This is a genomic window from Glycomyces sp. NPDC046736, from assembly GCF_040645615.1.
In the GTDB taxonomy this organism is placed as follows: domain Bacteria; phylum Actinomycetota; class Actinomycetes; order Mycobacteriales; family Micromonosporaceae; genus Glycomyces.
In genome coordinates this window covers 108,966-122,597 of sequence record NZ_JBEYYO010000009.1, presented here as the reverse complement: position 1 = coordinate 122,597, position 13,632 = coordinate 108,966, and the positions used below count along the sequence as shown (strand labels likewise).

12 protein-coding genes are annotated in these 13,632 nt (G+C 70.1%); 6 read left to right on the top strand and 6 right to left on the bottom strand.

From position 1 onward, the window contains the following. Window positions 1–156: 156 nt before the first annotated feature. The 3 genes from AB0B28_RS11345 to AB0B28_RS11335 all read left to right on the top strand — a co-directional run bounded on the left by AB0B28_RS11345 (window position 157) and on the right by AB0B28_RS11335 (window position 6,226). Window positions 157–1,587 carry a trehalose-6-phosphate synthase gene (locus tag AB0B28_RS11345; RefSeq protein ID WP_360119713.1) on the top strand — a complete coding sequence of 477 codons (1,431 nt, stop codon included), beginning with the start codon at window positions 157–159 and terminating at the stop codon, window positions 1,585–1,587. Between the two features lie 61 nt (window positions 1,588–1,648). Next, a complete protein-coding gene (otsB, locus tag AB0B28_RS11340; protein ID WP_360119711.1) occupies window positions 1,649–4,252 on the top strand; it encodes a trehalose-phosphatase in 2,604 nt (867 codons plus the stop codon). A gap of 129 nt (window positions 4,253–4,381) precedes the next feature. Then, entirely contained in the window at window positions 4,382–6,226 is a 1,845-nt protein-coding gene (locus AB0B28_RS11335; protein ID WP_360119709.1) for a protein kinase, read from the top strand. Between the two features lie 184 nt (window positions 6,227–6,410). Here the strand turns inward: AB0B28_RS11335 and AB0B28_RS11330 are convergent, their stop codons facing one another. Continuing rightward, complete coding sequence (locus AB0B28_RS11330; RefSeq protein ID WP_360119707.1) at window positions 6,411–6,758, bottom strand: hypothetical protein; 348 nt, start codon at window positions 6,756–6,758, stop codon at window positions 6,411–6,413. A 392-nt stretch (window positions 6,759–7,150) separates the two neighbouring features. Here AB0B28_RS11330 and AB0B28_RS11325 point away from each other — a divergent pair, with 392 nt between their 5' ends. Next, window positions 7,151–7,648 carry a DUF3145 domain-containing protein gene (locus tag AB0B28_RS11325; protein WP_360119705.1) on the top strand — a complete coding sequence of 166 codons (498 nt, stop codon included), beginning with the start codon at window positions 7,151–7,153 and terminating at the stop codon, window positions 7,646–7,648. 57 nt (window positions 7,649–7,705) lie between these two features. Here AB0B28_RS11325 and AB0B28_RS11320 read toward each other — a convergent pair whose 3' ends face one another. Further along, complete coding sequence (locus AB0B28_RS11320) at window positions 7,706–8,350, bottom strand: DsbA family protein (RefSeq protein WP_360119703.1); 645 nt, start codon at window positions 8,348–8,350, stop codon at window positions 7,706–7,708. A gap of 111 nt (window positions 8,351–8,461) precedes the next feature. On the opposite strand from AB0B28_RS11320, the gene AB0B28_RS11315 reads away from it, so the two are divergent. Then, the gene (locus tag AB0B28_RS11315; protein WP_360119701.1) at window positions 8,462–9,352 is read left to right on the top strand and encodes a helix-turn-helix domain-containing protein; all 891 of its coding nucleotides are present in this window, start codon (window positions 8,462–8,464) and stop codon (window positions 9,350–9,352) included. Between the two features lie 255 nt (window positions 9,353–9,607). Here AB0B28_RS11315 and truB read toward each other — a convergent pair whose 3' ends face one another. From truB to AB0B28_RS11295, 4 genes are all read right to left on the bottom strand, one after another. Then, a complete protein-coding gene (gene truB / locus AB0B28_RS11310; RefSeq protein ID WP_360119699.1) occupies window positions 9,608–10,522 on the bottom strand; it encodes a tRNA pseudouridine(55) synthase TruB in 915 nt (304 codons plus the stop codon). Window positions 10,523–10,771: 249 nt separating this feature from the next. After that, window positions 10,772–12,109 (bottom strand): MATE family efflux transporter, encoded by a 1,338-nt coding sequence (locus AB0B28_RS11305; protein WP_360119697.1) that lies wholly within the window; start codon window positions 12,107–12,109, stop codon window positions 10,772–10,774. Continuing rightward, window positions 12,106–12,555, bottom strand: a complete 450-nt coding sequence (gene rbfA, locus AB0B28_RS11300) for a 30S ribosome-binding factor RbfA (protein WP_360119695.1) — start codon at window positions 12,553–12,555, stop codon at window positions 12,106–12,108. Before rbfA ends, AB0B28_RS11305 begins: the two co-directional genes overlap by 4 nt. A 76-nt stretch (window positions 12,556–12,631) precedes the next feature. Next, the gene (locus AB0B28_RS11295) at window positions 12,632–12,928 is read right to left on the bottom strand and encodes a DUF503 domain-containing protein (protein WP_360119693.1); all 297 of its coding nucleotides are present in this window, start codon (window positions 12,926–12,928) and stop codon (window positions 12,632–12,634) included. Window positions 12,929–13,075: 147 nt separating this feature from the next. On the opposite strand from AB0B28_RS11295, the gene AB0B28_RS11290 reads away from it, so the two are divergent. Further along, complete coding sequence (locus tag AB0B28_RS11290; protein WP_360119691.1) at window positions 13,076–13,606, top strand: DUF6069 family protein; 531 nt, start codon at window positions 13,076–13,078, stop codon at window positions 13,604–13,606. Window positions 13,607–13,632 lie beyond the last annotated feature (26 nt).

The following is a 13,632-nucleotide window of genomic DNA, read 5'->3' as shown; positions in this document are numbered from 1 at the left end:
CCTTCGCTTTGCGACGAGCTGTACGGAACTGACCGGAACCAATGATGTCAAGCCCGGGTCCCGGCCCGTCGATCGGGCCGTCCGAGGACCGGCTACGTCACCGCGACCCCGCGGCCCGGGCCCGCGGCTAGGCTTGCGTAAAGGAGGGAATACGAATTGAGCAACGCATCCTTCATTGTCGTAGCCAACCGCCTCCCCGTCGACTCCGTGGTCGACGACGAGGGAAATCGAACCTGGCGCCGATCCCCTGGCGGCCTCGTCACCGCCCTCGAACCCGTCCTCCAGGCCAACCGCGGCACGTGGATCGGCTGGGCCGGCACCGCCGGCGAAGCCCCCGAGCCGTTCGAGTCCGACGGCGTGACGCTGCTGCCGGTCGAGCTGAGCGAGAACGAGGTCCTGCGCTACTACGAGGGGTTCTCCAACGCCTCGCTGTGGCCGCTCTACCACGACGCGGTCGAACCGCGCGTCTTCCGCCGGTCCTGGTGGAAGTCCTACTACGACGTCAACGCCCGATTCGCCGAAGTGTGCGCCGCCGAGGCCGCGCCCGGCGCGGTCGTGTGGATCCAGGACTACCAGCTCCAACTGGTGCCCGGGATGCTCCGCAAGAGCCGCCCGGACCTGCGCATCGGGTTCTTCCTGCACATACCGTTCCCGCCGGTGGAGCTGTTCATGCAGCTGCCCCACCGCATGGAGATCCTCAACGGGCTCCTGGGCGCCGACCTGGTCGGCTTCCAGAGGCCGCTCGCGGCGCAGAACTTCCTCGCGCTGACCCGGCATCTCCTCGGTTACCGGCCCAGGGGCCACTACGTGACCGTCGACGACCGCCTCGTGCGCGCCGACGCCTTCCCCATCTCCATCGACACCGCCGCCAACGAAGAGGTCGCCGGCACCGAGAGGGTCCGCCAGAGGGCCAAGGAGATCCGCGCCGAACTGGGAGAGCCCGAGACGATCATCCTCGGCGTGGACCGTCTCGACTACACCAAGGGCATCGAGCAGCGGCTCAAGGCCTTCCGCGAGCTCCTCGAAGACGGGCGGCTCCAGGTGCCCAAGGCCGTCATGGTCCAGGTCGCGACCCCCAGTCGCGAACGCGTGGACCAGTACCGGGCCTTGCGGGACCGCGTCGAGCGCGAGGTCGGGCGCATCAACGGCGAGTACGGGCAGGTCGGGCTCCCGGCCGTGCACTACCTGCACCAGTCCTTCGACCGGTACGAGCTCGCCGCGCTCTACCAGGCGGCCGACATCATGGCGGTCACGCCTCTGCGCGACGGGATGAACCTCGTGGCCAAGGAGTACGTGGCGAGCCAGGTCGACAACCGCGGCGCGCTCGTCCTCAGCGAGTTCGCCGGGGCCGCAGGCGATCTGCGTCAGGCGTTCCTCGTGAATCCGCACGATTTGACCGATTTGAAAGACGGATTTGTGACAGCCGCGAACGCGACGGCCGACGATAAGATGAAGAGGATGCGCGCGATGAGGCGCTATCTGCGCAAGCACGACGTGAACCGTTGGGCGCGCAGCTTCCTCACGGCGCTGGGAGTTCCGGAACGCAGCGCGGCGTACAATCCGGGCAGCCCGACCGCCGCCGACTGAAAAGCGGCGCCGGGCCACAGGCACGCACGATCCACAACGACGGTGTTGGAGATACGCCAAGATGACCGCACCACGGCCAGAGGACCTGGCAGGAAACGCCGCAGGGGACACCGGTTCCTCTGAGGACCTGCGCTCGGCCCTCACCTTGCTCGCGCGCGTTCCGCAACTGCTGATCGCGTGCGACTACGACGGCACGCTCGCGCCGATCGTCACCGACCCCTCGCAGGCCAAGCCGATCCCCGAATCGGTCTCGGCCCTGCGGACGCTGGCGAACCTGCCGCAGACCAAGGTCGCGGTCATCTCCGGTCGCGCCCTGCGCGACCTGGCGGCGCTCTCCCGCCTCCCCTCCGAGGTGCACCTGGTCGGATCGCACGGCTCCGAATTCGACATCGGCTTCACCCGGGCGCTCTCCAGCGAGGACCAGCGGTTGCGCGACAAGCTCGTGGCCGAGCTCTCCGCGATCGCCGAACGCTACGAGGGCGCCCGGGTCGAGCCCAAGCCCGCCGGATGCGCGCTCCACGTCCGCGAGTCCTCAGAGGCCGACGCGCTCCGGGCCATCGAGGACGTCCGCGAAGGGCCCTCGAACTGGAGCGGCGTCCAGACCACCGAGGGCAAGGCCGTCATCGACCTGTCCGTGGTCGCCACCCACAAGGGCGACGCCCTCGACAAGCTCCGCCACCAGCTCGGCGCCTCCGCGGTGCTGTTCATCGGCGACGACGTCACCGACGAGAACGCGTTCGCGCACCTCCACGGCCCCGACGTCGGCGTGCGCGTCGGCCCGGGCCCCACCAGGGCGGCCTACCGCATCGACAGCCCCGAAGCGGTCGCCAAGCTCCTCGCGAGCCTGGTCGACACCCGCCGCTCCTGGCTCCAAGGCGAGCAGGCCCAGCTCATCGAGCGGCACACGATGATCGCCGACGGCGCCAACCACGCGCTGCTCGACCCCGACGGCCGCGTCACCTGGATGTGCCACCCCAAGCCCGACTCCGGCTCGGTCTTCGCCGACCTCCTCGGCGGCGAGCACGCCGGGCACTTCACCGTGCAGCCGGTCAAGGCCGGCATCCCGCTGGGCCAGCGCTACGTCTCGGGCACCATGACCGTGGAGACCCGCTGGTCGGGCCTGACGGTCACCAACTGGCTCGACTCGACCCCGCGCCGCCGCGGCGACGCCAACGCCACCGTCCTGGTCCGCGAGATCACCGGCGACATCCCCGTGCGCATCACGTTCGCGCCGCGCCCCGAGTTCGGGCAGCTGCCCGTGCAGCTCCAGCCGGTCGGCGACGACGGCCTGAAGGTCCTCGGCGGGCGCGAGCCCATCACGCTGCGGTCCCCGGGCGTCGAATGGCACATCGAGTACGACGGGCAGCACTCGCTGGCCGTCGCCGAAGTCGACCTCGCCGCCGTCGGCGGCAGCCTGGTCCTGGAGCTCCGCGCCGGCATCGACGACCTCGAAGCGTGGTCGCCGCCGGTCAACGTGCGCCGCCGCACCACCGAGGCCGGATGGCGCAACTGGTCGGACTCGCTCAAGCTCCCCCGCGTGGAGACCGAGATGGTCTCGCGTTCGGCGCTCACGCTCAAGGCCCTGTGCTACCAGCCGACCGGCGCGATCCTCGCCGCGGCCACCACCTCGCTCCCCGAGGAGCTCGGCGGGGTCCGCAACTGGGACTACCGGTTCTGCTGGATCCGCGACGCCGCGATGACCGCCAACGCGCTGGTCGACCTCGGCTCGCTCCAGGAGGCCGAGTCCTACTTCGGGTGGATCGCCGGGATCATCGAGCGCACCGCCGGACACCCCGAGCGCCTCGCGCCGCTCTACGACATCGAAGGCCAGGCGCCCTCCCCCGAAGCCATCATCGACACGCTCCCCGGGTACGCCGGGGCGCGGCCGGTGCGCATCAACAACGCCGCCTCCAACCAGGTCCAGCTCGACGTGTTCGGGCCCGTCGCGATGCTCATCGAAGCGGTCGCGCAGCGCCGCGGGCATCTCTCGGAGTTCGAAGAGCGCGTCATGGGCAACATGGTCGAGGCCGTCGCCAAGCGCTGGCACGAACCCGACCACGGCATCTGGGAGGCCCGCCAGGCCCCGCGGCACCACGTCTACTCCAAGGTCATGTGCTGGGTGACCGTCGACCGCGCGCTCAAGGTGGCCCAGCAGTTCGGCATGGAGTACGGCCCCGACTGGCCCGAACTGCGCGACCAGATCGCCAAGAACGTGCTCGAACTGGGCTGGAACGACGAGGCGGGCGCGTACACCGCCGCCTACGGGCACGACGACCTCGACGCGGCCTCGCTGTGGATCGGGCTCTCGGGGCTCCTGCCGCCCGACGACCCGCGCTACCTCAAGACCGTGCTCAAGATCGAGGCCGGGCTGCGCTCGGGCCCCACGGTCTACCGCTACCACCGCGACGACGGCCTCCCGGGCACCGAGGGCGGGTTCATCATCTGCGCCGCGTGGCTCGCCGAGGCCTACCTCCAGGTGGGCCGCCGCACCGACGCCGAGGAGCTGTTCGAGCAGATCATCGCGTGCGCCGGGCCGACCGGGCTGCTCCCCGAGCAGTGGGACCCCATCGCCGAGCGCGGCCTGGGCAACCACCCGCAGGCGTACTCGCACCTGGGGCTCATCCGGGTCGCGAACCTCCTGAACGGCACCGCCGGACACATCTGAGCCGGGCTCGGGTCGGGGGCTACTCTGTTCGGGAGACCCCCTTTGGACCACGTCGATCCGCGGTCCGCGGGCGTCTGACGACGTCCGCGGACCGCGCGTTCGCCCGCTCTTCGAACGAAAGCCTCCGCCTTGAGCTCCCCCACTCCGGCAATCCCCGGCTACCGCGACTTCGAGATGGTCGCGCACGGGTCGACCGCGTTCGTCTACCGAGCCGTGCAAGAGCGGCTCGACCGGACCGTCGCGGTCAAGGTCCTGCTCGTCGACGACGACATGACCACCGCCGACTCGGTCGAGAAGGAGCTCGAAGCCACCGTCGCGGTCTCCAACCACCCCCACATCGTGTCCATCATCGACACCGGGCAGACCGAGGCCGGGCAGCCGTGCATCGTGATGGAGTACTGCGAGGGCGGGTCCTACTCGGCGATCCTCAAATCCGGCGGGCCGCTGCCGGTCGAGGACGTCATCGACGTCGGAGTCAAGATCGGGCAGGCCCTCCAGGCCGCCCACAACGCCGACATCCTCCACCGGGACGTCAAGCCGCAGAACATCCTCCGCGGCCAGTACGGCCCGGCGCTGGCCGACTTCGGGATCGCCCGCACCCCGGCCTCGCTGGCCGCGACGGCCGCAATCGACAAGCTCACCCCGCTGCACGCGTCCCCTGAAGCGCTGCTGCGCCAGGCCCAGACGCCCGCGAGCGACCTGTTCAGCCTCGCGTCGAGCATGTGGCACCTGCTGGCGGGGTTCGCACCGTTCGCCAACCCCGAGGGCGGCACCGACCCCGACACGCACCGGCAGCGGGTGACCTCCGAGGAGCCGCCGCCGAAGGTCCCGCGCGAGGACGTCCCCGAGTGGCTCGAATCGCTGCTGGTGCGGGCGCTCTCGAGGGACCCGGCGCGGCGTCCGTCCTCGTGCGCGGCGTTCGCCGACGAGCTCCAGCGGGGCATGTACGGCGGCGGGGGCGTCGGCAAGGCCGCGGCCCCCGCGGTGATCGGGGACGTGAGCAACGAGGAGACGGTCTACCGGCCCGAGGTCGCCTCGCGGGGCACCCGGGTCCCGTTGGACCCCTTCGCACCCGCGGGCGGCCCGGGGTACCCCGAAGGGGGCGGGACGCTCGGGTCCACCGTCGGTTCGGGCCTGACCGGCGGCGGCACGGGCTACGGTTCGCAGCTGGGCCACGCGGTCGACCCGAGGTACGCGCAGCTCGACGGCAGCGCGCCGCCGGTCTCGGCCGCGCCGTTCTCGGGGGCGCCGATGAGCGCGACCCCGTTCTCGGGCGCGCCGCAGCAGGCCGCCGCGGCGGGCGTGGCACCGTATTCGGCCCCGCCGCAGGCCCCGGTGAGCATGCAGCCTCCGGCCACGCCGTGGACGCCGCAGCAGCAGGCGCATCCCGGTCAGGTCCAGCAGATGCCGGGCCAGCCGATGTCGGCCGCGCCGCAGTCGGCCGCGCCGGACCAGCAGGTGTTCGCGCCGCCGGTGATCGGGCGCGACGGCGCCAAGCAGCGCAAGACCCAGGCGTACAAGGCCCCCAAGCAGATCCAGCCGAAGCAGAAGGACGAGCGCAGCCTCAAGTCGTACGCGATCCTCGGCCTGGTGATCTCGGTGGTCCTCGGCGCGGTCATGACGGTGTGGCTGTGGCTGCTGACCCCGAACAAGGACCCCGGCGACGTCGACAAGGCGAACACGGACGGGCGCGGCGCGCCCGAAGCGGTGACGATCGAGTCGTGGGCCGACGGCGAGGTCACGCTGTCGTGGCAGCCGCCGGAGGCCGACGCGGAGTTGACGTACATCGTGTTCGCGCAGCGCGTGGGCGACGAGCAGGCCGAGGCGCTCAACCCGCAGGGCACCAACGAGATGGAGTTCACCGCCGCCGGGTTCATCCCCACCGAGAGCTACTGCTTCCAGGTGACGGCGGTCTGGTCGGTCGACGAGCTGCCGATGTCCGATCCGGTCTGCACTTCGGATCTCGGCGATTGACCGCACGCCCATTGGGGATCGACCGATCGAGTGAAGTGCGCGACGCATTCGCGCCACTCGCATCCATTCGAACAAATGATCGACAATGGTTGAATGGCGCGGTGGCCGTCCGGGAGTCGGGCGCAAAAGAAAAGCGCCCCACGCCCTCTCGGGCATGGAGCGCGAACGTCGCGGGTGCGAAACCCTAAGCGGCGACGGCCTCGGCGGCGAACACGTCCGCCTCGTCGAGGGCCTTGAGGGTGGTGTCCCAGCCCTGCTCGGCCGGGAGCGAGGCCGCGAGGCCTTCGAGCTCGGCCTTGATCTTCTCGCCGTGACCGGCCGCGGCGAGGACCTTGATGGCCTCGGTGAACGCCTCGGAGCCGGTGGCCAGGTGCAGGGTCTTGCCGTCGGTCAGGTTGCGCAGGTACACGTGCTTCCCGTTGTTCAGCGGGATCAGGTACTTGAACTCGCCGAGGACGCTGAGCCCGGCGGAGCCTTTGCCCTGGCCGGCCTTGACGGAAGCGCGTGCTGTCTTGGAAGTGTTGGCTGCCACGCCGGTCTCCTCACCATGTCGTAAGACGGATCTTCGGCCCGCCGCAGGAAGAGCAGCCCGAAAAAGGGGTACTGAACCTGGGTTTGGCCACAAAAGAAAACCGACAGGCCGCCGGTCATGCGCAAGTGTAGCTCAGGTGCATGCGGCGACAACTAGCACACGCACCTGGTGTGACGCATCGAATGATCGAAAAAGTGAGCGCCCGGGGCCGTTTAAGCCTAGCGCGATGCTTTCGAAGCTGTCAGTATGTAACTGAGCGGAATAGCGTGCCGGGTTCGAGTTTCTGCCCCTCTCGACCCGGCCCAGTCCCGTTGGGCGACTTCGAGTCGCAACAGAATGACCACAAGGAGTGAGCCAGTACTCAGATACGCCGATTCCCAAGGAGGTGCGCGATGCAGACACGCGGCATGATCTACATCCACTCCAGCCCGCCGGCCGTGTGCCCGCATGTCGAGTGGGCCATCGGTCGTGTCCTGGATCGCTCCTCCACGGTGAAGCTGGGCTGGAACCCCCAGGCGGCCGAGCGCGGCACCATGCGCGCCGAGCGCTCCTGGACCGGCTACGCCGGCATGGGCGCCGAGTTCGCGAAGGCGTTGGCGCAGTGGCCGATGCTGCGTTTCGAGGTCACCGAGGACCCGAGCGCGGGCGTCGACGGCGAGCGGATCATGCAGGTCCCCGGCCGCGGGGTCTACCGGGCCGCGATGAGCGCGGGCGGCGGCATCATGATCGCCGAGGACCGCATCCGGGCCCTCCTGGCGACCACCACCAGCGCCGAGGCGCTGCGGTCCGGGCTGGACCAGCTGCTCGGCCTGGACTGGGACCGCGAGCTGGAGCCCTACCGGCAGGCGTCGGGCGGCACCGAGCAGTCCTGGCTCTCGCAGGTCAGCTGACGAAGCACACAGCGATGGCCCGCAACGCAGTAGCGTTGCGGGTCAGGGCTGTACACCCTAGAGGTCGGCGGTGAGGTTGTCGAAGTTCGGGCCGCTGGTGCGGCTGCGCTTGAGTTCGTAGAAGCCCGGCGTGGTGGTCACGGCGTAGACGCCGTCCCACAGCTTCCCGGCGGCCTCGCCCTGCGGGGCGGGGGTCACGACGGGACCGAAGAGGCCGACCTTGACGCCCTCGTCGTTCTCGATGGCGACCACCGGGGTGCCGACGTCGGTGCCCACCAGGTCGATGCCCCGCTGGTGGGAGGCGCGCAGGGCCTCGTCCCACTTGTCGCTCGCACCGGCTTCGGCCAGTTCGGCCGGGAGGCCGACCGCTTCGAGCGCGGCGGGGATGTAGACGGCGGAGTCCTTCTCGCCGCCGAGGTGGATGCGGTTGCCCAGGGCGGTGTAGAAGCGGCCGAGGGTCTCGTTGTCGTACTGCTCGGCCACGGCGATCGCCACCCGGACGGCCGGGAGCGTGCGGGGCATGAGCGCCTGGTACTGCTCGGGCAGCTCGTCGAGGTTCGGCTCGTTGAGGACGAAGAGGCTCATGACGTTCCAGCGCACGTCCAGGTCGCGGACCTTCGCGGCCTCGTTGATCCAGCGGGAGGTCATCCACGCCCAGGGGCAGGCCGGGTCGAACCAGAAGTCTACGGTCTTGTTTGACATGCGCCCCAGACTACTTCAGTTTTGAACTAGTTGACAGTCAGCGAGGGCGCGAGTTCCCGCCGAAGCCACAGTGGAACATCGGCGAAACGGATAAACTGCCCGATGATGCTGGTGAATACGCGACAAGATGACATAACGGGCCGCAGAATCGCCGGCGGCGCCGCGCCCGGCCCGTTCGCCGAGGCCGCGGCTCCCGCGGTCGAGATCCTCACGCTCGCAAGGCTTCGCACGGCCGCACTCGACCCGGCGCGCCCGTCCCGACTGGGTCGGCACTGCCTGCTCACGCTCACGTCGGGGTCGCTGCGCCACGGCGTGGACTTCACCGAGCACGCTCTGGCGCCGGGCCAGTGGCTGTGGGCGCGTCCGGGGCAGGTGCAGCAATGGGGCGAGCTCGACGGCGCGGAGGGGACGCTGATCCGCTTCGACACCGGGTTCCTCGACCCGGACACGGCGATCGGCGTGTGCGCCGACGACCCGCACGCCCCGGTCCTGCGCGTGCCGCAGGCCGAGGACCACGCGCTGCTGCGGGCCGCGACGACGCAGCTCCAATGGGAGCACTCGGCCGACCGGCTGGCGCTGGACACCCGCTTGCAGGTGCTGCGGCACCTGCTGGCGGTGCTGGTGTTGCGGGTGGCGAGCCTCCCGGGGACGGAGACGGGTGCGGGACCGAGCGAGGTGTACCTGGCGTTTCGCGACGCGGTCGAACGCGACTTCGCGAACACCAGGCGCCTGGCCGATTACGCGGCGGCGCTGGCCTACTCCCCCAGGACGCTGTCGAGGGCGACGCTGGCGGCGGCGGGAATCCCGGCGAAGGAGTTCATCGACCGGCGGGTGGTGTTGGAGGCCAAGCGAACCCTGGCCTGCTCGGCGACTCCGGCGGCCAAGATCGGTGAGCGCCTGGGCTTTTCGAGCGCGACGAACTTCAACAAGTTCTTCACCCAGCGAACCGGAATGACCCCGATCGCCTTCAGGGAACACGTCTTGGCACCGAAACTGGCCTGACCGACCGCAGCGCACCACGAACGTACACAGGACCTCTGGGGATGGGCCCCCGGTTTTCAAGGATGCCGGAGGGGTACGACAATCCGCGGCCGCGAACACCATTCGCGTCGCACGCCGAACGCCGCGCACGCCGACAACGTCCAAGACCCCTGGGGATGGGCCCCCGGGTTTCAACGGTGACTTGGGGGTGTGACAAGTCGGGGCGAATCCGGGCCGGAGTGTCGCCGAGATCACTTGCGGCCGTGCGGCGCTCGGTCAAGCGGCGGCAAAGACTGTTTCGGGTTTTGCCTTCGTGCCGGTCTCGGTCATGACCGCCAGGAGGTCGCCGCTTTCGCTCAGCACCGCGTAGCGGCCTTCGATGCCCGCCGCTTCGAGCGGTTTGCCGTAGGAGAGCGCCTTCGCGTCGGCCTCGGTGGCCGTGCGGATCGGCATCAGGCGCGCGGCGGCCTCGCCCATCGTCAATACGCCGAGCGGTTCGCCCGCTTCGGAGCGCTCCGCGAGCGCCTCCAGCGTCGCCGCCGCGTCGATGCCGAAACCGCCGATCCTGGTGCGGCGCAGCGCGGTCAGGTGCCCGCCGACACCGAGTGCCGAGCCGAGGTCGCGCGCGATCGCGCGGATGTACGTGCCCGAGGAGCACGAGACCTCCACGTCCACGTCCACGAACTCGCCTTCGCGCCGGACCTGCCCGACCTCGATCGCGGCGATCGTGACCCGCCGGGCCTTGAGCTCGACCGTCTCGCCGTCGCGGACCCGCTTGTACGCGCGCTGCCCGTCGATCTTGACCGCGCTCACCGCGCTCGGCACCTGGTCGATCTCGCCGGTCATCGCAGCGAGGCCGTCCCGGATCGCCGCATCGGCCACACCGGAGGCATCGACGCTCGCGGTGGCCTCGCCTTCGGCGTCGTCGGTGACCGTGGCCTGTCCCAGCCGGATCGTGGCCGCGTACGACTTGTCGAGGCCCGACACATACGTGAGCAGCTTGGTGGCCTTGCCGACCGCGACGATGAGCACACCGGTCGCCATCGGGTCCAAGGTGCCGCCGTGGCCCACCTTCCTGGTGCCGCAGATGCGCCTCATGCGGGCCACCACCCCGTGCGAGGTGATGCCCTGAGGCTTGTCGACGACGATGAGGCCCGGCACGGGCGAAGGCTTGGGCTGCGCAGCGGTCACGGTCGTAGAGGCTAACCGCGGGCCCGAAGGCGGCGCGAAGCCGGGTCCGGGCCCAGCCGCCAGATACCGCTACTGGTGCCGGTCGAGTGATTCCTGGAGGGCGCGCAGCGCCTCCGCCTTCTCCTCGTCCCATTTGTTGGGACGAACCCGACGCTTGCGCGAGGTCGCTTTTCTGGTGCTCATCCTCGACACCTTAACGAAGGTTCAGGACTATCGCAGCAGTGAAACCACATGTTGAGACGAGATTGCTCAGGTTCGCTCGACTCCTGTGACGATCCAGTGACCGGATCGCAAGCGCCACAAGATGAGTCCGAGGCGCACCAGCATGAAGACGGCGATCCCGCCCCAGATGCCGGTGAGGCCCCACCCGAACACGAGCGTCAGCCACGTGAACGGCAGCCCGCTCGCGATCGCCACGACCGTCATGTTCCGCATGAACTTCAAATCGCCCGCCCCGATGAGGACCCCGTCGAGCGCGAACACCACGCCCGCGACCGGAAGCAGCAGCACCAGCCACGGCCAGATGTACCCCAGCTGGTCCTGCACCGAGTCGTCGGCGGTGAACAGCTTCGGCAGGACCGGCAGCAGCGCGAAGACCATGACCAGGAAGACCAGGCCGTACCCGACGCCCACCACGGTGATGCGCTTGGCCGAGGCCTTCGCCGTCTCCGGGCGGCCCGCGCCGAGGTCGGCCCCGATGAGGGCCTGCGCCGCGATCGCGACCGCGTCCAATGCGAGCGCGGCGAAGAACCAGAGCTGCATGCCGATCTGGTGGGCGCCGAGGGCGGCGGTGCCGACCCGGGCGGCCACGGCGGCGGCCGAGAACGAGGAGACCTGGAAGGCCACGCCGCGCACGATGAGGTCGCCGTTGGCGACGAGCTGCTTGGACATCAGCGGCCAGTCGACGCGCAGGGGGACGCGTTCGCGGCGCAGTGCGAGCAGGAACAGGGTCCCGGAGATGGCCTGGGCGACGGCGTTGGCCCACGCGGAGCCGACCAGGCCCAGCCCTGCGGGGTAGACCAGGATCGGGGCGAGGATCGCGGAGATCACGAACGAGACGGACACGAACCACATGGGGCGCTTGGTGTCCTGGACGGCGCGCATCCAGCCTTGGCCGGCTCCGGCCACGAGGAGGAACGGGGCGCCGAGGATGGCGACGCGGAGCCATTCGGCGGCTGCGGCCTCGACGGCGGGGTCGTCGCCCATGAGTCCGGCGAGGGGGCTCGCGAAGACTTCGACGGCGGCGATCATGGCCAGGCCGGCGGCGAGGGCGAGCCAGGTGCCTTGGACGCCTTCGGCCACGGCGCCGGTGCGGTCGCCCGCGCCGAAGCGGCGGGAGGCGCGGGCGGTGGTGCCGTAGGCGAGGACGGCGCCCACGAACGGGGCGAGGCCCATGATGACGCCGCCGAGGGCGAGTCCGGCGAGGGGCACCGCGCCGAGGTGGCCCACGACGGCGGTGTCGATGAGCAGGTAGATGGGTTCGGCGGCGAGGACGACGAGGGCGGGGATCGCGAGGGAGGCGATCCGCCGGTAGGAGGCCGGCCGCGGCGGGGCCGCGGCCGGTTCGGTGGAGGGGCCGGAGGTCACCGTGCCGGTGCTTCCGGTTCCTCTTCCTCCTCGTCGTCTTCGATATAGGGATTCGGGTCGCCCGCGTAGGAGGCGCCTTCGGCGATCTTGTGGATCTCGGCGTCGGAGGCGGCGGCCTTGGCGAGGAGTTCCTCGATGCGGTTCGCCTGGTCGGGGACGGTGTCGGCCACGAACGTGAGCGAGGGCGTGTGGCGCATGCCGAGGGCCCGGCCGACGGTGGTGCGCAGGTGCCCGGTGGCCCGTTCGAGCCCGGCCGCGGAGGCCTTGACCTGGTCGTCGTCGCCGAGGACGGTGTAGAAGACCGTGGCCTCGCGCAAGTCGGGGGTCATGCGGGCGTCGGTGATGGTGACCATCCCGACCCGCGGGTCCTTGAGCTTGCGCACCGCCTGCGCGGTGAGTTCCATGACCCGCTTGGACACCTGGGCCCGCTTCGCCGCGTCTGCCATCGCTTTCCTGCCTTCCGCTTCGCGCGCCTCGGATTCGGGCGCGCCATGATCTTTCGCCGCGCGTCGTGCGCGGCTGTCAGTCGTCCTCGGGGCCGAAGAGGCGCCGCCTGGAACTGAGGAGCTCCACTTCCGGCCTGCCCGCCATGTGGTGCTCGCAGGCGTCAAGGATCTCACGGACATGGCCGTGATCGCCTGCGACGGCGGCGACTCCGATCACAGTGCGACCGTGGAGTTCCTGGTGGCCGACCTCGGCGACGGCCACTTCGTACTTGCGCAGCGCGGCCACGATCGGGCGCACGTAGGCGCGTTTGCCCTTGAGCGAGCGGGCGTCTGAGGGGAGGAGAAGATCGAATTCGGCGCTTCCGATGAACACCGCTCAAGGTTACGCGCGGCGGCCGACATCCCCAAGATCTTTTCGCCGGGGCGGACCTGGCGGCGAAGGATGATCCGAAATCTCCGTTTGCCGACCCCGTGAACGGGTTACTGCCACCATGAGCGCAGTGCGATCAGAGGAGGAGCGATGTCGGCACCGCAAGGCGGCTGGGACGGGAACTACCAGGATCCGACGAGGCAGTACCCGCCCGCGGCCGATCCTCGCGCGGGCCAGCGCTCGTCGGTGGACGCCGGGAAGCTGTGGGCGGGCGGGTTCGGGACGGCCGTGGTGGCCGCGCTCGTGGCGCTGGTGGGGATCCTGCTGGTGCGCGGGGTGCTCGGGATCCACATCCTCTCGCCTTCGGACGCGGGGACGTACGGGGACGCGACCACGACCACGTACGCGTTCGGGGCGTTCGCGGTGGCGGTGCTGGCGACCGGGGTGGTGCACGTCCTGCTGCTGCTCATGCCGCGGCCGATGAGCTTCTTCAACTGGATCATGCTGCTGGTGATCGCGGTGGGAGTGCTCATCCCGTTCACGGTGTCGGCGGCGACGGAGTCGCAGATCGCCACGGCGGCGTTGAACCTGGTCATCGGCATCTGCGTGATGAGTCTGCTGAACTCGGTGGCGGGGATCGCCACGCGCGGTGCGCGCGCGCCGGGTGCGGGCGTGGCCTGAGGGTAAGGACAGCCCTACCGTCAACA